Source organism: Sphingopyxis sp. CR5, assembly GCF_059693785.1.
On sequence record NZ_JCATIE010000006.1, the window covers coordinates 179,542 to 197,014 of the forward strand.

15 protein-coding genes and 1 pseudogene are annotated in these 17,473 nt (G+C 63.2%); 8 read left to right on the top strand and 8 right to left on the bottom strand.

Features of this window, described 5'->3' with window-relative positions; genetic code table 11:
- Positions 1-7 precede the first annotated feature (7 nt).
- Positions 8-511, bottom strand: a complete 504-nt coding sequence (locus tag AC58D2_RS11200) for an FAS1-like dehydratase domain-containing protein (RefSeq protein ID WP_497390270.1) — start codon at positions 509-511, stop codon at positions 8-10.
- Between the two features lie 180 nt (positions 512-691).
- On the opposite strand from AC58D2_RS11200, the gene AC58D2_RS11205 reads away from it, so the two are divergent.
- Genes AC58D2_RS11205 through AC58D2_RS11220 form a run of 4 tightly spaced genes read left to right on the top strand, consistent with a single transcriptional unit; the run spans position 692 to position 7,905 of the window.
- Complete coding sequence (locus tag AC58D2_RS11205) at positions 692-2,035, top strand: spinster family MFS transporter (RefSeq protein WP_497390272.1); 1,344 nt, start codon at positions 692-694, stop codon at positions 2,033-2,035.
- 41 nt (positions 2,036-2,076) lie between these two features.
- Positions 2,077-4,908 (top strand): TonB-dependent receptor domain-containing protein, encoded by a 2,832-nt coding sequence (locus AC58D2_RS11210; RefSeq protein ID WP_497390274.1) that lies wholly within the window; start codon positions 2,077-2,079, stop codon positions 4,906-4,908.
- Between the two features lie 4 nt (positions 4,909-4,912).
- On the top strand, positions 4,913-6,121 hold the full coding sequence (locus AC58D2_RS11215; RefSeq protein ID WP_497390276.1) for a CaiB/BaiF CoA transferase family protein: 1,209 nt from the start codon (positions 4,913-4,915) through the stop codon (positions 6,119-6,121).
- Entirely contained in the window at positions 6,118-7,905 is a 1,788-nt protein-coding gene (locus AC58D2_RS11220; protein ID WP_497390278.1) for an acyclic terpene utilization AtuA family protein, read from the top strand. Before AC58D2_RS11215 ends, AC58D2_RS11220 begins: the two co-directional genes overlap by 4 nt.
- Before the next feature lie 353 nt (positions 7,906-8,258).
- On the opposite strand, the gene AC58D2_RS11225 is transcribed toward AC58D2_RS11220, so the two are convergent.
- Positions 8,259-8,654, bottom strand: a complete 396-nt coding sequence (locus AC58D2_RS11225; RefSeq protein WP_497390280.1) for a hypothetical protein — start codon at positions 8,652-8,654, stop codon at positions 8,259-8,261.
- 205 nt (positions 8,655-8,859) lie between these two features.
- Here AC58D2_RS11225 and AC58D2_RS11230 point away from each other — a divergent pair.
- Positions 8,860-8,973 (top strand): annotated as a pseudogene (locus tag AC58D2_RS11230) (flagellar biosynthetic protein FliQ); the annotation flags it as partial.
- A 33-nt stretch (positions 8,974-9,006) separates the two neighbouring features.
- Here AC58D2_RS11230 and AC58D2_RS11235 read toward each other — a convergent pair.
- On the bottom strand, positions 9,007-9,711 hold the full coding sequence (locus tag AC58D2_RS11235; protein ID WP_497390282.1) for a DUF6118 family protein: 705 nt from the start codon (positions 9,709-9,711) through the stop codon (positions 9,007-9,009).
- Positions 9,712-9,720: 9 nt separating this feature from the next.
- Positions 9,721-12,675, bottom strand: coding sequence for a Ti-type conjugative transfer relaxase TraA (gene traA, locus AC58D2_RS11240; protein ID WP_497390284.1), 2,955 nt, complete (start codon positions 12,673-12,675; stop codon positions 9,721-9,723).
- 172 nt (positions 12,676-12,847) lie between these two features.
- Here traA and AC58D2_RS11245 point away from each other — a divergent pair, with 172 nt between their 5' ends.
- Genes AC58D2_RS11245 through AC58D2_RS11255 form a run of 3 tightly spaced genes read left to right on the top strand, consistent with a single transcriptional unit; the run spans position 12,848 to position 14,316 of the window.
- Positions 12,848-13,153 carry a conjugal transfer protein TraD gene (locus AC58D2_RS11245; protein ID WP_497390286.1) on the top strand — a complete coding sequence of 102 codons (306 nt, stop codon included), beginning with the start codon at positions 12,848-12,850 and terminating at the stop codon, positions 13,151-13,153.
- 22 nt (positions 13,154-13,175) lie between these two features.
- A complete protein-coding gene (locus tag AC58D2_RS11250) occupies positions 13,176-13,457 on the top strand; it encodes a conjugal transfer protein TraD (protein ID WP_497390288.1) in 282 nt (93 codons plus the stop codon).
- On the top strand, positions 13,447-14,316 hold the full coding sequence (locus AC58D2_RS11255; RefSeq protein WP_497390290.1) for a hypothetical protein: 870 nt from the start codon (positions 13,447-13,449) through the stop codon (positions 14,314-14,316). Before AC58D2_RS11250 ends, AC58D2_RS11255 begins: the two co-directional genes overlap by 11 nt.
- A gap of 29 nt (positions 14,317-14,345) precedes the next feature.
- On the opposite strand, the gene AC58D2_RS11260 is transcribed toward AC58D2_RS11255, so the two are convergent.
- From AC58D2_RS11260 to AC58D2_RS11275, 4 genes are all read right to left on the bottom strand, one after another.
- Complete coding sequence (locus AC58D2_RS11260; protein WP_497390292.1) at positions 14,346-14,801, bottom strand: Ros/MucR family transcriptional regulator; 456 nt, start codon at positions 14,799-14,801, stop codon at positions 14,346-14,348.
- A gap of 87 nt (positions 14,802-14,888) precedes the next feature.
- Complete coding sequence (locus tag AC58D2_RS11265) at positions 14,889-15,833, bottom strand: sigma factor-like helix-turn-helix DNA-binding protein (RefSeq protein WP_497390294.1); 945 nt, start codon at positions 15,831-15,833, stop codon at positions 14,889-14,891.
- Positions 15,830-16,318, bottom strand: a complete 489-nt coding sequence (locus AC58D2_RS11270; protein WP_497390296.1) for a hypothetical protein — start codon at positions 16,316-16,318, stop codon at positions 15,830-15,832. The genes AC58D2_RS11265 and AC58D2_RS11270 overlap by 4 nt, the downstream gene beginning before the upstream one ends.
- Before the next feature lie 217 nt (positions 16,319-16,535).
- Positions 16,536-17,456 carry a nucleotidyltransferase and HEPN domain-containing protein gene (locus AC58D2_RS11275; protein ID WP_497390298.1) on the bottom strand — a complete coding sequence of 307 codons (921 nt, stop codon included), beginning with the start codon at positions 17,454-17,456 and terminating at the stop codon, positions 16,536-16,538.
- Positions 17,457-17,473: the final 17 nt, after the last annotated feature.

Sequence of the window (17,473 nt, forward strand, 5' to 3'; positions counted from 1 at the left end):
AACTCCCCTAAGGCCGCGCGAGGATCGTGCGGCGGTTGCGATTGAAGATAGTGCCGGCGGCATCGACGAAGTCGTGGCGCGTGGTAACGAAGACGATGGGGCCGCTACGTCCTTGCTTTCTCTCGACCTTCTCGATGACTTCCTCGTTATAAAGATCGAGGCCCTCGGTCACCGGCGCGAGTAGCTCCATTTCCTCGCCGGCTCCCATTACGCGCAGGGTCCCGGTCGATGCCTCACGCGCGATCCCGTCGGATGTCAGTTCGGATTCCGGAAGCCCGGCGCCCCATTCGACCACAGCGGACAGAAGGTTGGGAGGTGCTACCAGCCCCGCATAGCCGGCAGACCGGGCCGCCGCTTCGTCATGGTGAATCGGATTCGTCTCGCCGATGGCGAGCGCATAGCGCCGGATCATGCGCCCATCCACCACGCCCAGATGCCGCCGATGCATCTGGCCGATGCGCTCCGTCATCTGCGCCTGATAGGTGTCGAGTGCCGCGAGATTTTCCATCATGCATCCTCCATATTTATTCCGATGTTCTATAAGGTAGAATATAGGAACGGATTTATGTTGACAATGGAAAAATTATGATCGATTTTTGACATGGTGATGCGGATATCTGCGATTCTTTTGCCATTTTCGTAGATATAGTTCTGTATCATAGAACAATATAATATTATTTGGGAGAGACCGGTGCACAGCCCTGGCGCCTTTGAACAAGAGCGGACGATCGCGCCGCAGCCCACCGGCTATCGCAGATATGCCGTGTCCCTGCTGCTTGTGCTGTTTGTCCTGAGCTTTCTCGATCGACAGATCATCAACATCCTTGCCGAGCCGATCAAAAACGATCTCAAGCTCGCCGACTGGCAGATCGGCATCATGTCGGGGTTGGCGTTCGCGGTCCTCTACACGGTAGCCGGCATACCCATTGCGCGCCTGGCCGAACGCGGCAACCGGCCGCGGATCATCGGCATTTCGGTGGGGGTCTGGAGCCTATTTACCGCGGTTTGCGGGTTGGCCACCGGATTCGGCTCACTCCTGGCTGGGCGAGTTGGCGTGGGTATCGGGGAGGCGGGCCTGACACCGCCTGCCACGTCGCTGATTATGGATTACGCACCGCCGGAAAAACGCGCGTCCACACTGGCTCAATATCATTTGGGCGTCCCGATCGGCTCCCTGCTGGGGCTCGCGCTGGGCGGGATCCTGGTAGATTGGGTGGGGTGGCGGCACGCCTTCATGGTGGTCGGCCTGCCTGGCCTCCTGCTGGCGATACTGGCCGGGTTGACGCTGCGCGAACCGCGGCAGCGGCTCATCGGCATGTCGACAGGCGCGGTACCGGACGCACAAGGATCGTTTCTGTACGCTGTTCGGACGTTGGCGCGGATTCGCAGTTATCGCCTGTTTGTCCTTGCCACAGCGTTCCAAGCATTCGTCTCCTATGGTCACGCCCCGTTCACCGCATCCTATTTTTTTCGCATGCATGGTCCCGCGATCGATAGCATCGGCGCAATGGTCGGGCTTGAGCGCGCCGGTTTCCTTGGCTTGGCCCTCGGGCTTTCCACCGGGGTCACTGGAGCGCTGGGGGTGTGGCTGGGCGGCCAGATCGCCGATCGCATAAGCCGTGGAGATGTTCGCGCCCACGGCACTCTCCCGGCGGTCGCTGCATTGCTGACGGTTCCGACATATATCATCGCGGTGCTCGTGCCCGACGCGGGCCTGGCACTTGCACTGCTCGCCATCCCCAGCCTGTTCAACGCGATGTGGTTTGGCTCGGTGCACACCACCCAGCAGGGCGTTGCGCCACCGCACATGCGCGCCACCGCCACGGCGCTGCTGTTGCTGGTGCTCAACCTCATCGGATTGGGTCTCGGCCCGCTCGCGGTCGGTCTGTTGAGCGACTGGCTCGCCGGCGCCTGGCATCTGGGGCCCGCACGCGGGGTGCAATGGGCGCTGGTTCTGTCGAGCTTTGTCGGCCTGGTGCCCGCCTACCTGTTCTGGACAGCTCGCCGATCGATTCCGTTGGAGCTGAGGCAGTGACAGCCAGCAAAAATCAATGACAAACAAATCGGGAGAGAAATGTGAAAAAGGGACTACTGACTTCCTCGGCGCTCGCGCTGGTCATGTTCGGAATACCCGCCGCCGGCGCGGCGCAGACTGCACCTGCACCCACCGCAATGCCGTCCGATCCGCAATCGATGCCGCAAGAGGAATCCGGTTTCGAGGATGGCGAAACATCGGCATCGGGGGATACACCGTCGACCGACATTATCGTAACGGGTTCGCGCCTGCGCTCAGGCTTCGGCTCGCCTACGCCGGTCACGGTTGCCAGCACCGATGATCTGCGTGCCGCGGCGCCAACCTCATTGACCGACGCGCTCACCCAGCTTCCACAATTCCGCAATTCTTCGCGCGCCTCGACCGCAGGCCCCTCCGGCGTTCGCGGAAATGGCGCAAGCTTCCTGTCGCTGCGCGGCCTAGAGCCACAGCGCACGCTGACCCTGCTCGACGGCCGCCGCGTCGTTGCGGCCAGCAGCGCGGGTTCGCCGGACATCAACCTGTTTCCGCAGGACCTCGTCTCGCGGGTGGAGGTCGTGACTGGCGGCGCATCGGCCGCCTATGGTTCGGACGCGGTCGCCGGCGTGGTCAACTTCATCCTCGACAAGAAATTCACTGGCCTTCGCCTGCGTGCCCAGAGCGGCATATCGGACGAGGGCGATGGCGCGTCGCGTCAATTCGCGGTGACGTTCGGCACATCGTTCGGCGGGGATAAGCTGCACCTCATCGCCAGCGCCGAATATCGCGACACCGATGAAATACACGCCGGCGATAGCCGGCCTTGGGCAGATGCCGCCTATGCGATCATCGTCAATCCCAACGGACCACCTGCGCGATTGATTGCGCCTGCCGTGGCCTCCAACGCGACCTTTGGCGGGCTGATTGTCGGCGGTCCTCTCAACAATACGCAATTCCTGCCGGGCGGTCTTTCGGCCCCGTTCAAATTGGGCAGTGCGGTGACGGGCACGACGATGATCGGCGGCGACGGAGCGCCGTTGCAATATGGCTTCACTGCCGGCCTAAAAAGCTACAATGTCTTCGGGCGCCTGACCGCTGAGGCCGGCAGCAATCTTGAGCTGTTTGTCGAGGGATCCGCAGCGCGTTCGACCTCCAGCTATGATGTTGCAAGGTCGTCGCAGACGGCAGGCACGGCATTCACCATCTTTAGCGATAATGCGTATCTGCCGGCCGACGTCAGGGCACGCATGGCCGCCGCCAATCTTGCCTCGTTCCGGCTGGCGCGCGTCGATCGCGACTTCGGCTATGCGCGCGTGAACGGCCGCAGCGACACCTGGCGCCTGACGGCTGGGTTCAACTGGAATATCGGGGGCAACTGGGAAGTTGACGGCTATTATGCCCATGGTTCCAATAACTATCGGGTCGATACCTACAACAATCCGATCTATCGTCGGCTGTTCGCTGCCGCCGACGCCGTCGTCAATCCGACCAACGGTCAAATCGTCTGCCGTTCGACGCTGCAAGGCTATGATCCTGGCTGCGTCCCGATTAATCTGTTCGGTGACGGGTCGGCGTCACGGCAATCGCTCGACTGGATCATGGGAACCGCATCGCAGCTTCTGAAGTTGCGGCAGGACGTCGCTTCGCTGACGGTGCGTGGGTCGCCGTTCGAATTTCCGGCGGGGCCGGTCAGCGTTGCAGCGGGAGTCGAGTATCGCCGGGAAAGTGCGGTTCAGACATCGGATGCCCTGTCTCAGACCGTGATTTCCAACGTCGGCTTGCGTGGGCTTCCGTCGTCCTTCGTGGGGCAGAAAGGTTCATTCTTCCTGTCGAACCCACAGCCGCTGCAAGGCAGCTACAACGTCAAGGAGGGCTTCCTCGAACTCGAACTGCCGTTGCTTCAGGACAGCCCGGTCGGCAAGTCGCTGACCATAAATGGGGCCGCTCGCGTGATCGACTACAGCACGGTCGGATCACTGCTGGCGTGGAAAGTGGGCGGTTCTTATGAGCCGTTCAGCGCGCTGCGGCTGCGTGCAACGCGGTCGCGGGACATCCGCGCCGCCAACGTGTCCGAACTATATACGGGGCCGGTCAGCATCCAGGGCACGGTGCTTTACAACAACGCAACGACCGCCTTCATCGGCCGGCGCAGCGGAAACCCGAACCTGGCACCGGAAAAAGCCGATACGCTGACCATCGGTGCAGTGTTGAAGCCGCTGCCCGGCTTCAACCTGTCGGTCGATTTTTACAATATTTCGCTCAAGGGTGCGATCGCGCAATTGACGCCGCAGCAGACCATCGACCAGTGTAGCCAGGGATTCCAGCCGGCCTGTGCCCAAATCACCAATCCCGGCCAGCTCACGCTTCAGATTCCGACGCTGAACCTGTCGTCGATCAAATCGCGCGGCATCGATGTCGAGGCGCTGTATACGACGGCGATCGGCGGCGGCAACCTGAAGCTGCGTGGGTTGCTCACCTATCTCGACAAATATGAAACGACATTGCCCGGAACCGCACCGATCGAACGCGCCGGAGACATTGGCATCACGGGTACGCCGCGTTGGGGCGGGACGCTGTCGGCCACGCTTAGCCTGCCGCCCTTCGAACTCTATGTGCAGGAGCGGTATATCGGGTCGGGCAAGATCGACACGGCGGCGCCGGCTGGGACCTTTGCCGACAATCATGTCGGCGCCATATGGTACACCGACCTGACGGCGCGCTGGGATGTCGCCGGACTGGGCGGGAAGGGCCAGTTTTTCGTCACCGTCAACAATCTGTTCGACCGCGCCCCGCCGATCGTGCCGACCATCCCCTATGGAGGATATCGCAGCACGAATTTCGCACTCTACGACGTGATCGGCCGATACTTCACGGCCGGCTTCCAGATGAAGTTCTGATCCAATGTTTCACCATCAAGCTTTTTCCGGCATTCGCGTTCTCGACATGGGGCAGATCTACAACGGCCCCTATTGCGGGCTGCTGTTGGCGCTGCACGGCGCCGATGTCATCAAGGTGGAGCCGCCCGGGGGCGAGCGGCTCCGCTATCGGTCTACCGATGGGATCGAAACGCACGAGTTCATGATGCTGAACTCCAACAAGCGAAGCCTCGTGATCGACCTGAAATGCGAGCAGGGACGGGCGCTGTTTCTCGACTTGATCGATCAAGTCGATGTGGTGATCGAGAATTTTGCGCCTGGCGCGATGGAGCGGCTGGGGCTTGATCCCGCCGCGCTGATAGCCCGCAACCAGCGCCTCATATACGCATCGGGAAAAGGGTATGGCAATGACGGTCCCTATGCCCATATGCCCGCGATGGACATCACCGTGCAGGCGATGTCTGGCGCCATTGCATCGACCGGCTTTCCCGATGGCCCGCCGGTCAAGGCCGGCCCCGCCTTCGCCGACATCATGGGGGGCGTCCACCTGTTCGCCGGCATCGCCACGGCTCTCTATCAGCGGGAAAAGACCGGGCGCGGCCAGATGGTCGAGGTGTCGATGCACGATACCATCTATCCGGCGCTCGCCTCGATACTGGGCGGATTGTATAACGATCCCGCCCACCAGCCGCCGGAACGAACCGGAAACAGGCATAGCGGAATGGCCGTGGCACCCTACAATGTCTATCGCGCGGCGGACGGCTATATCGCAATCATGTCGGCGAATGAGCGTCACGCACTCGGCGTGCTGGAGCTTGTCGGCGGGGAAGCTATGACGCGCGATCCGCGCTTCGCCGAGCGGCGCGCGCGGCTTGCAAATATCGACGCGCTGGACGCCGAGGTAGAGGGATGGACCAGTCGATTCGACCGCTGGACGCTCGTCGCAAGGCTGGCTGACGCTGGCGTGCCATCGGCACCGGTGCTGACAATCCGCGAGGTTGCCGACGATCCTCATCTGCGCGCGCGCGGCATGATCCGCGAGGTCGAGCATCCGGTGCGCGGCACGGTGCCGGTGCCGGCATCGCCGATCAGGCTCAGCGATTCGCCCGTGGAGGTGCGCCGGGCCCCGGAGCTCGGTGATGGCACGCGATCGGTGCTCGCCGACCTGCTCGGAGCGGACGATGCGCGTGTGGAAGCCTTGCGTGAACACGGCGCATTTGGGGGAACGAGATGACCAAAGAAGCGAAGGCTGCACGGCGGCCGGTTCGGATCGCCAATTGCTCAGGATTCTACGGCGACCGTCTGAGTGCCATGGCCGAAGTTCTTCACGGGGGAGAGGTCGACGTCATCACCGGCGACTATCTCGCCGAGGTCACCATGCTGGTGCTGGCCAAGAACCGGTTGAAGAATCCAGAGGCGGGCTATGCCCGGACGTTCGAAAAGCAAATCGAGCCCTTGCTGGAAGAGATCGCGGCACGGGGCGTCAAGGTCGTGGTGAATGCCGGCGGTCTCGCGCCAGCAACATTAGCGGCGCGTCTGCGTGCGACATGCGTCGCGCGCGGAATTTCGCTCCGGGTTGCCCATATCGAGGGCGACGACATCCTGTCTCGACTGGACACTCTCAAGGCAGAAGGTCACGAACTCGCTCACCTCGATACGAGCGCACCACTCGATGAGTGGGGTCATAGCCCACTCACCGCCAACGCCTATCTTGGAGCCTGGGGGATCGTCGCGGCGCTCAACGCCGGCGCCGATATCGTGATCTGCCCCCGCGTCACCGACGCATCGGTGATCGTCGGTCCGGCGGCGTGGTGGCATGGCTGGGACACGGATGACTGGGACGCACTGGCGGGCGCGGTCGCAGCCGGACACGTCATCGAGTGCGGCACGCAGGCGACCGGCGGCAATTATTCGGGGTTTACACGCATTACCGACCTGATCCGCCCGGGCTTTCCACTGGCGGAGATCGCCGCCGATGGCGGGGCGATCATTACCAAGCATCCCGGCACGGGAGGCGCGGTCACCGCCGGGACGGTCACCGCGCAGTTGCTCTACGAGATTCAGGGACTGGACTATCTTAATCCCGATGTCACCACGCGGCTCGACACGGTCGAACTCGAGGAACTTGGCGACGACCGCGTCCGCATCACCGGGACGCGCGGTGCACCGCCGCCGGCCACGACGAAGGTCGCGATTACGGCGCTCGGCGGGTTCGAGAACAGCATGATCTACGTCCTCACCGGGCTCGATCCTATGGGTAAGGCGGAACTGATCGAGGCAGGGTTTCGCGCGCAGCTGCAAAATGCGGATATCAGCGAGTTGCGGTTCGATCTAATCGGCGGGTTCGACGCCGATCCGGCCGACCAGCTCGCAGCGTCGAGCTTCCTAAAGGTCAGCGCGAAGGGTTCGGAAAAAGCGGTGGGGCGGAGCTTTTTCGATGCGTCCGTAGAACTGGGCCTGGCCAGCTATCCGGGACTATTCTCCATCCGTGCCGATGCACGCAGCGCGAGTGCCTTTGGCGTATATTGGCCCGCCGTGCTGGACCAGGATGTACTCGATCATGTGGCAGTGCTTGAAGACGGCACGCGGCTAAAGGCGCCTCGTCCGGCGTCGTTCGGTTCTATTGAACAGCGGACGCACCGCTCGACGGTGGAGATCGAAGACCTGGGTGAGACGAGACATGCTCCGTTGGGACTGGTCATCGACGCACGATCGGGCGACAAGGGCGGTAACGGCAATGTGGGAGTTTGGTCCAGAAACGAAGCAGGCTATCGCTGGCTGGCAGCAACACTGACCGCTGATCGCTTGCGCGCTCTTCTACCGGAGGCTCGCGACCTGATTGTCGAACGTTACGAACTGCCCAATCTTCGTGCGCTCAATTTTGTCATCAGGGGATTGCTTGACGGCGGCGCTACCGAGACGCTGCGCTTCGATCCGCAGGCGAAGGCCTTGGGCGAATATCTTCGCGCGAAGTTATTCCAGATCCCGCTGACATTGCTGGAGCCCGCAGGAGAATAGGTGCAACTCTTCGCCACAGGATATTTCCGTAGAGCACCGCTTCTTCGTGAAAGCTCCACTATGTGACCGCTAGCGTGGTCAGCTGATGATTGATTTGCGTGAGTATGGCGCCTCTGTGAGCGGCGTCAAACGGAAGCTCGAAGAAACGGGCATCACTCCGACCGAGAAATGCGAGTTGGTGGCCACCCAGCGTCTCCTTTTTCCGGTTCCATCATGCAAACCTGACGGGCCGCTCTCGGCCAAAGCGTGCGACAAGCTGTTCCCGTTGAAGGCGTTCGAACTCGTTGGAGCTACGCGAAGGGGGGATTAGAACGGCATCAAAGTCGCCAGTGTCATTTTAAGCCGCCACATGTTTAGATCCCGGCTGGGCCAAGAGAAAGAGGCCGATCAGTGCTGCGCATGGCGCCTGCATGGTTGCGCAGGAAGGTGGCCCAGCCCTGAGCCGGACGACCATCGCGCGGCAGCATGTAGCGCGAGACCGTCGATTGGGCGACGCGGTAGCCGAGTTTCAGAAGCTCGCCATGAATGTGCGGCGCTCCCCAAAGCGGGTTTGCGTCGCTGAGTTCGCGGATGCGTGCGATCAACACTGCGTCGATCCGCGGCCGTCCGCCGCAGGACCGCGATTTGCGGCGCCACCACAGGCGCCAAGCCTTGCGATGCCAGCTGGGAATGGCGTCCGGCAAGCGATCCCACATCTCCAGCCGGCCGCACAGAAAGCACAGGACGCAAAGAATGATACACCCGATCATGAACTATAGTCCGCCGAAGGGCTCCGATGTTTAGGGCGCACGCCCGAAGCTGTGCTCCGCCGGATCCGTATCGGTCGTTCGACCGGCAATTTCGTCGATTCGCGCGGCGCAATCCGATTGACATTATGGCGCCGCTCGGCTGACTGAAAATCATGGTTAACAGCCGCCGACTCGCCGGCTGGTCGGGGGACGCGACGGGGGAATAATGCAACAGGGGCAGGCCCTCGATTTGCTCGACCAGATGCTGTGGGCGGCGGTGCTGCTTGCGGCGCCGGTGCTGGTCGCAACGCTGATCGTCGGCCTGATCATCTCGATCTTCCAGGTCGCGATGCGATTACCGCGCCCTGTTCGGTCAAGGTTGCCGGTTCCTGACCCTGATCGTGCATCGCACCGGCTGATTGGACTTGGCGGCCTGCTGCACGCAGGCGTCGATGGCCTTGCGGTTGTCACGGCGCATCTCTGCGGCCTCGGCGATGGCTTGCCACGCCTCGGGGCTGTCGGCGTGCATGATCCGGATTCCCGCTTCCCATAGGGTCGGCTCGCGAACGGTGCGGGCGGCGATGCGTTCAGGAAGATACCAGCTTGTCGGAAGGATGCGCGCAACAAAGCCGGGAACTACCGACCACAAGAGGCAACCCGCGAGCAAGCCGCCGCCGACATGCCAACAACGAAGACGCTTTTGTTCGTAGAGGGTGTTGGCGGTGCCGATCATCGCGCGCAAGTCGCGGGCCGCTTCGCCATGCTCGCGCTTCACTTGGGCTAGCGCGGCCTGTTCATCGCGCCGCACCCGTGATGCCGCCGCCGTCATCCGCGCCTCGAAGTCTTCCGGGGTCATCTGCATGGCAGGCTGGTGCTCGATGCCGACAAGCCGGTTCGCCATCTCGCCGAGCGTATGGCTGTAATCCGGAATATCGATCTCGGCCTTCTCGGTCGCGAGATGCTCGACCGCGCGGCGCATGAGGGCCATTTCGCCTTCGAGCCGGTTGAACGCCTGCGTCGCTGGATCGGGGGCGGGCGTGTCATAGGGCAGTCGGGGTAGCTGTCTGTCTTCGGTCATATTGCCCTCCTATCGGCTCATGCCAAGGCTCCGCCCGTGATCGAACGGCACCGAGTCCGCGAGATCGCGCGCCACGCTGCGCCCCGGATCGAAGTTGATGCCCAGTTCCCGTCCGCGCCCGCGCAAGAGCGATTCGACCTGCGCGTCGCGTTCGAGGCCCTTCGCCATGCCCGCCAGCGCCTGCCCGGCGCGCTTCGCGCCCCGGAAGTCGCCGTCGCGCCGTAGATCATCCTGCGCCTGTCGGAGCCGCTTCCAGCCCTCGACGAAGCGGTCGGCGCGCTGGAACGGATCGGCGCGCAGTTCGGCTTCCTTGTTCATCGCGCGCACCGCGCCCTGGCCACGCCCCTCCGCGACCGCGCGGATCAGCTCGGGCTGGCGTTGGAGGGCATTTGCCAAGTCAGCGGAGGCATGGGGCCGGATCGCGTCCAGTGCCTCTCCCGCCCTGTTCAGGGCGTCATGCTGGTGCGGCAGCACCGGCAAGCCCCGATCGCGCATCCGGTCGATCTCGCTCACGGCGCGGGCATAGCGCTCGACGGCGCGGCGCTGGCCGTTCGCATGCGACGGCGCCGCCTGCGCCTGTTCGCCCGTCCGCTCCGGCGGACGGAACCCCGCGAACATGCCTGCCTCGCGCTGCTGGCCGGGCAGCGCGAGGCGCAAGCCGTCGAAGATCCCGCGCGCCTTCTCGGGTACGGCTTTGATCATGTCCGCGACGCGCTCGCCGATGCCGCGACGCTCGGCAAACTCCTTGGCGGGATCGAGGCGCGTATAGTCGCTCGTCATGTCCTTCGTGCGCTCGCGCGACAGGGTGCGGACAAGGCGAGCATCGTCCTTGAAGTCGTCGCGACCATAGTGGAGCGCCATGCCCTCGCGGTGGCGGGACATGCCGACATAGGCGCCGTGGCGGTCCATGCCGGGTGTCGCCAGCACATGCGCGCGATCCACGGTCATGCCCTGCGCCTTGTGGATCGTGGCGGCATAGCCATGATCGACATGGGCATAGTCTTTCGTGTCGAATGCAACGGGGCGCCCGTCATCGGTGCGCACGGTCATGTGCTGCTCGCTGACGCGTTCGATCGTTCCGAGGGTGCCATTCTTGACTTCAAGGCTGCGTTCGTTGCGCAGGAACATGATGCGGTCGCCCGACGCAAAATCGCGGTCGCCACGTTCGACCTTGAGGCGAACATCGTCGCCAAGATCGCCCGACGCGCGCATTGCACTGCGCGCCGCCTCATTGAGTTCGCGGACCTCGGCATTGGTGTGGGTGAGGATAATCCGGCTGGCGTCGGGGTTCGCCTGCCGGTCGCGGTCCCAACGATCGATCAGTTCGCCCCGCGCCTGCTCGCGCGTCTCGGCGACATGGACCACGCCGCGCTCCGCATAGGCATGGATCGCCTCGCCGGTTCGCCCGGTGGCGAGGTGCCGCGTCGCATCCTGCTGCCAGCCTTCATGCTGGCGGCGAACCTCGGTGATCTCGACGCCGCCATGCCGCTCATGGATCGCGCGGAACGCCGCGCCCGCCTCGATCGCCTGCAACTGCTGCGGGTCGCCGACCAGCACCACCTTGGCGCCGGCGTCTGCGGCGTGCGACATGACGCGTTCCATCTGGCGGGTGCCGACCATGCCTGCCTCGTCGATGACGAGAACATCACGCGAGGTCAGAAGGTCACGGCCCTGCGACCAGCCATGTTCCATGCTGGCGATGGTCCGCGACGCGATACCGGAGCCGTTCTCCAACCCCTCCGCCGCGATGCCGGACAAGGCCACGCCGCGCACCTCATACCCGGCGTGCTCCCACGCCTCCCGCGCCACGCCCAGCATCGCGCTCTTGCCGGTCCCGGCATAGCCGATCACGATTGCGAGACTGCCCTCGCCGGTTATATGTTCAAGCGCCGCCTGCTGCTCGCGACCAAGCACCAGGCCGGTCGTCCCGGCGGCGTTCCGCACTCCCTGCGGGAATGCCTCCGGGACATACATGTCGCGGCGCTCGGCGAGTCTTTCGGCGGCGCGTTGCAACCGCTGTTCGGTGTCGATCATATCGCGGCTGGTAAACCGATCGTCGCCGCGTCCGTCCTTGCCGAGCGCGATCAAATCGGGCGAACCGCGAACCGCACTCATCGCCCGGTCATATTGATCCTTCCCGTCCGTGTGGCGATGCACGAACATCGCAAGGTCGCGATTGGTGAACGTCGCCTGCTGGTGCGTGATCGCGTCGAGCGCGACGCGCGGCTCCGCGATGATGCGGTCGCCGTTGCGCTGCGCGATCGCGCGGTGATCCTCGATGCGCTCGGACTCAAGCCCACGTTCGCCCATGCGCGATGCGGCGGGGCCGATCTTGTCTTGCGGCTCAAGGTCGATGCCCTGTGCTTCCAGGGAACGGTGATCGATGCGGGCATCTATGTCGAGTTCAGCAAGGCGGGCGTTGACATGATCGGCCCAGCGCTCGCGCCATTGCTCGACAAGTTCGGTGCGATTCCAGTCACGAACCTTTGCGCCGAACCCGGCTTCGCCATCCTTGTCGACGACGATCTCGCGCATCGTGAGCATGACATGCGCGTGCGGCTTCGCCATGCCGTCCGCACCGATATCCCAATGCACATTGAGGTCGGCGATCATGCCGCGTTCGACGAACTCGGCAGTCGCGAAGTCGCGGGCCAGTTCAATCCCCTGCGCCTGCGTCATCTCGCGCGGAATGGCGAACTCGACCTCCCGGGCAAGCTGCGCGTCCTTGCGCTTCTCGATTGCCTCGACTTCGTTCCACAGCGTTGCGCGATCGCCGAACCGTTCGGGCGCGCCTTCGGGCAGCATGATCTCGCTATGCTCGACGCCCGACTTGGCGCGAAAATCATGATCGCGATCGAGCCGTTCATCGTGCAACCGTTCGCCCGCACGATAGGCCGCAGCGGCGACAGCGCTGCGCCCGGCAGCGCGCCCGATGACTTTCGCGGAGAAGTGAAAGATTGCCATGACGGCAATTCATCTACGCCATGAAGCGCACGTCGGCACGACGTATAAGCGCGCCCTCCTCGAATAAATTCTCGGCAGGGACTAGGCGGTGTCAGACTGTCCCGGCGACTCTACTGCGCTGGCGTCACGCTTCTTCTATCATGGCTGCATCGTCACTCAATGGAGACTTGCGATGCGTAAGCCACGGGATTTTGATTCGGAACTGAGGGCACTCGCCGACAAAGCGAAGGCCATCAAGGAACGCCGTGTGCGCCAGCTCGGCGAACTCGTCATTGCGACGGGGGCTGACGCGCTCGACGCCGACACGCTCGCCGGTGTGTTGCTCGGCGCGGTCGCGGCCAAGGATGCGAGCGTTAAGGAGGGCTGGCGCAGGACGGGCGCGGCCTTCTTTCAGCGAACGGCACGCAAATCTGCACCGCGATCTGAACGCCAGCCGGAGGGTACTCTGCCGCTCGAAGGCGGCGCGGCATCGCGTTGACGCACGAAAGGCCCGGACCGACATGCGCGAATGGATGGTGAAGCGCCGCGAGCGTACCAAGCAGCTCATTGAAATCGGCGGGCTCGTCGTGAAGGCCGGGCTCGTCGATCTCACCGACGACGATCGCGCCACGCTCTATGGTGCGTTCCTGGCGGTCGCGGAAAAGCTGCGCGGCGAGGATCGCGACTACGCACTTGCTCGCTGGCAGCGCAAGGGCAAGCGGGAGTTCGAGGCGGAGCAGGAAGCGACGCGCGGCGAGCATTCTTCACCTATCCCGGCGCGAGGACAAGTCGATGTGGGATAGCCACGGGCAGACGATATTCACGGCGGGCCAGCACGCTTTGCTGACGGCCGATTTCGAAGCATCGGGTATCGATCCGGGCACGTTCGGCTTCTATAATCAGCTTGGCTTTCTAGCTCGCGAGAATCAAAACCCTGCCTATCTCGACCGATATGCAGAGTGGGTGCTGACGCGACCGATGTCTGCCGAGTATGCGGCGCATGTCAGGGCGACCGTTCCGAAGCTCGCGCATCTGCTGAGCGACGCCTTCGCGGCCCATGATGCACACGGCCGCTGCCTCGCTGCCGGTTCGATGATGGTGCGGATGCTCGACCTCTTGCAGGTCTGGAGCTTCGGCCTGTTCGGATCGGTGGTCATCGAAGCCCCCGACCGGAGCACCCGGCGAGCGATTCAGACGATCGCTTGCAAACGCGGCCCCGACTCCGATGCCGCCGCTGGTCATGCATGGGTCTGCGCGCCGCCCTTCCTTGTTGTCGATATAACCCTCGCGCTGCAACGCTGGGACGGAGCGATAGCGCCGTGCATTCCGGACATCATTCTGGCGGGTTCAGAAGCCTCGAAAGTCGAGGCGCGCGCTGAGGATATTGTCGATGACCGCGTGCGGATGCTGTTCGCCGAGGTAGAGGGCTGGCACGACCCCTGGTTGCATCATCGCATCGATCCGAGCCTGCGGGGATTCCACCAGACATTTCCGGCGCGCGAGGTCATAATGCGGGATATAAACCTGCGCTTCGTTCCGGCCCTGATCCGGCTACCCGATGAGAGGCTGGCCGAGATCGGCGTGAAGCGCGGCGGGCCATCGGGGCGCGACCTTTGGAACAGCGTCGTCGCCCCGGCCTTCGGCCTGGCGCCCCTGCCATAGGGCGCGGCGGGGATCGCCGCGGCGCTCGATCATTTGGCGGGAAAGGCCGGAGACAATTTCGCGCGGCGCGCAGGCGCTTTCTTGCGTCCGCCACCGCGGCCCTTGGTGCCAAGGCCGATTTCCTTCGCAAGCGCGCGGCGCGTCTCGGAATAGCTGGGCGCCACCATCGGGTAATCCTTCGGCAAGCCCCACTTGGCGCGATAGTCTTCGGGCGTCATGCCGTAATGCGTCATCAAATGGCGTCGCAGCATCTTAAGCTTCTTGCCGTCTTCGAGACAGACAATGTAATCGGACTTGACCGATGAGCGGATCGACACAGCAGGCTCCTGCTTCACTTCGGGCTCGATCTTCGCTCCAAGTCCCGCAAGCGCCTCGTGAACCGAGCGGATGACGAGCGGGATATCCGATATCGCAACGCTGTTGTTGCTGACATGCGCGGCAACAATATCAGCCGTCAGCGTGACGAGCGTTTCCTGATCTTCCATTTCGCGTCTCCGTTCCCGGTTCGATAGATTTCTATCGATCCGCGACATGCACGCATGTTGTCGTCGCGACAAGGGTCGCGCCGTTCTTCAATCCCGAAAGGCGGACCGGATGATGTCCCAACGCCACGCGAGCAACAGGTGCTTCCGCATCAGCGCGAAGCGGATGCGAAAAGCGAGCGACGGATGTGGTACGCCGATGATCGCATAATCGGCCCGTTCGCGAAGGCGTCTGACGCTCCGGCGGCCGATCCCGAGCCGCCGCGCAATCTCCTCGGACGAGCGACCATAGAGGTGAAAGAGTATCCAGACTTGCCGGGTAAGCTCAGGCACATTGACCAGCCGCTCGGGTATCTGCACCGTGTCGGCGAACTCGGCGCCATTCTCTTCGGCCTCGGTCAACGGCCTTTCCTCGGGCAACGGGCGCCTGCGCCGCCGATAGTCCGTATAGCCATGCGGATAGCTCCGACCCGGCATCAGGCGCTCCGCGATCCATTCGTCGAACGGCTCCCAGCCCGAACATCGCAAGGCATCCGTGACGCGCAGCAAGCGCCGGCGCCGATAGCGGCGCCACGGCCACACGGTGCGCCAAAGATCGATCGTGGCGACGTCACTCTGGCCCGAGCGGGCAACCGCCCTCTGCATAGATGTCGGCAACAGTGCGACGACGAATGCGGCGGCTGCGGCTTCGTCGGCGGTGATGTCATCCGGGGGCATGGGCCATTCGACTGCACCCAGATAACCGGCTTCGGCGAAGGCTGTTTCGAGCGAGTTCCGATAGTCATGCTGTAATCGCGCCTGCAACGCCAGGGGCAATGGCCCGAGATCGGGAACCGGGTCTGTGTAGCAGATACGAGCATGAAGGATCGCACGCGCGTCGGCGAGGCAGGCTTCAATCGTCCCCCGATCCTCGCCGAGCGTTTCGGCCATCGTCCCGAGATCGACTCCGTAGAAGGTGTGGAGCAGGAACAGGGCGCGTGGGAGCGGAGGCAGCCTCTCTATCGCTTCGGCGCGGTTGGTGTAAAGGTGCATCATGGCCGGTGCCTCTGTTCCCGCACGTTCAGCGGCGCATCGCGCGAGGCGCGATAGAGGGTGATGCCGGCCTCGATCCGGTCGAGGATGAAGGTGTCCCGCTCGGCCTTGGCAATGCGGATGTCCGCTTTGGAATAGACGGAGAGGTCGACCGCGCAGCGATTGCCCAGCTCGCGCTGGAGTACGTTACGCGCGCGGGTCCAGCAGCATTCTTCCGTGAACAGCGGATGATTGACAACGATCCAGAGTTCGTAATCGGAAAAGTCGATCGTCCATCGATCTTCATACCAACTTCTCCGCGCATAGGGTCCGATCAGGATGATACGTCTGATCTCACCCCGCTCGGGGGCCTGCACCTGATCGGGATCGAAGGACGCGCGCAGGACGCGGGCGATCCGTTCGACCTCCTGCTGTTTGCGGCGGATAAGATGGCCGACGCGCGCCATCACGACTTCGCGCGCGTAAACGTCGTTCGTTGGGGTAGGCATAATAAGCTCACGCACCAGCGGTCCGCGCGTTCGTGCGCGAATGGGCAAGCGGTGTCCGCTGTGCGCCGCTAGTGCGGTCTACAGCAACTGTCCGACCTCAGGGCCGGACCTGCATGATGCTGGCAGGATGTTCCTCGGGATAGCCGCCAGTCATTCCATCCCGTGGGTGGGATAATGCCAGAATCTCGGAGTCCCGGCAAGCTGGGCGGCGGCGCGGCTATTCGCGCGCTGCCCTTTCGAGTTCGGCAATCTTGTCGGAGCAGACCTGATGGACGACGCGGCCCAGTTCCTCGACGCGCTCGCCGAGCCAGGTGAGTTCCTCTTCGCTGATCTTGTAGTGCTTGGCGTAACGCGCCTTGGTGTAGGCTTCCTTCAATTTCTGGAACATCGCGCGTTCGCGGCGATTGGTCTCGGGCCAGATGCCATACAGTCGGCGGTCGAGCCCTTCGGCAAGCGACCGCAAGAAGGCGATGTTATGGTTATACGGCGTGTAATAGGTCAGCGTAAGGAGCAGACCTTGGTATAGGCTTTCGACGGCCTGATGAAGATTGAATGCGGCCTTTTTCCAGCTCCGACGCGCCATGCAGAATTTGAAGATTTCGACTTGCTCGGCAGCACTTGCCACATGCTCCTCGAAATATTCTGTCGCCGTATCGAGCGCCTGCGCCGGAGTTTTGGGGCGTGGCGTTGTGAGTTCGCTGCCGTCAGCCTCGTAGATCGCGATACCATCCTTCGCGACCTCCATGAAGAAGACGCGCCCATGCGCGAGCCCATCATTCACTTCATGCAGTGAGTGAATAATGAAGTTGACCGGCGTCCGCAGTGTCTTCTCGATCGTGTAGGCACGGATCAGCCGTTCCTCGGCCTTCGCCCAATAGGCGGCGCGGTCGGTCAGTTCCTTCTGGCTGACGATGACGAGGATGTCATAGTCGGATTTATACTGGTTCGCCGACAGCGGCGCATCGATCCAGTCGCCGCGGGCGTGGCTACCGAACAGGATGATCTTTAAAATGCGGGCGCCCTTGCGGCGCCCGGTCGCGTTTTCCGTCGCCTGCCCGAACTCGTCGAAGAGGATTTCGACGATGCGCTCGAGTTCGCGTTGCTTGGCGGCAGGAAGATGATCGACGTCGGTGCGCATGGGCCCGGAATCTTCGG

Coding starts and splice junctions, on each gene's coding strand:
- AC58D2_RS11200 (WP_497390270.1), bottom strand. CDS start 511: ATGATGGAAAATCTCGCGGCACTCGACACCTATCAGGCGCAGATGACG.
- AC58D2_RS11215 (WP_497390276.1), top strand. CDS start 4,913: ATGTTTCACCATCAAGCTTTTTCCGGCATTCGCGTTCTCGACATGGGG.
- AC58D2_RS11220 (WP_497390278.1), top strand. CDS start 6,118: ATGACCAAAGAAGCGAAGGCTGCACGGCGGCCGGTTCGGATCGCCAAT.
- AC58D2_RS11225 (WP_497390280.1), bottom strand. CDS start 8,654: ATGATCGGGTGTATCATTCTTTGCGTCCTGTGCTTTCTGTGCGGCCGG.
- AC58D2_RS11235 (WP_497390282.1), bottom strand. CDS start 9,711: ATGACCGAAGACAGACAGCTACCCCGACTGCCCTATGACACGCCCGCC.
- traA (WP_497390284.1), bottom strand. CDS start 12,675: ATGGCAATCTTTCACTTCTCCGCGAAAGTCATCGGGCGCGCTGCCGGG.
- AC58D2_RS11245 (WP_497390286.1), top strand. CDS start 12,848: ATGCGTAAGCCACGGGATTTTGATTCGGAACTGAGGGCACTCGCCGAC.
- AC58D2_RS11250 (WP_497390288.1), top strand. CDS start 13,176: ATGCGCGAATGGATGGTGAAGCGCCGCGAGCGTACCAAGCAGCTCATT.
- AC58D2_RS11255 (WP_497390290.1), top strand. CDS start 13,447: ATGTGGGATAGCCACGGGCAGACGATATTCACGGCGGGCCAGCACGCT.
- AC58D2_RS11260 (WP_497390292.1), bottom strand. CDS start 14,801: ATGGAAGATCAGGAAACGCTCGTCACGCTGACGGCTGATATTGTTGCC.
- AC58D2_RS11265 (WP_497390294.1), bottom strand. CDS start 15,833: ATGATGCACCTTTACACCAACCGCGCCGAAGCGATAGAGAGGCTGCCT.
- AC58D2_RS11270 (WP_497390296.1), bottom strand. CDS start 16,318: ATGCCTACCCCAACGAACGACGTTTACGCGCGCGAAGTCGTGATGGCG.
- AC58D2_RS11275 (WP_497390298.1), bottom strand. CDS start 17,456: ATGCGCACCGACGTCGATCATCTTCCTGCCGCCAAGCAACGCGAACTC.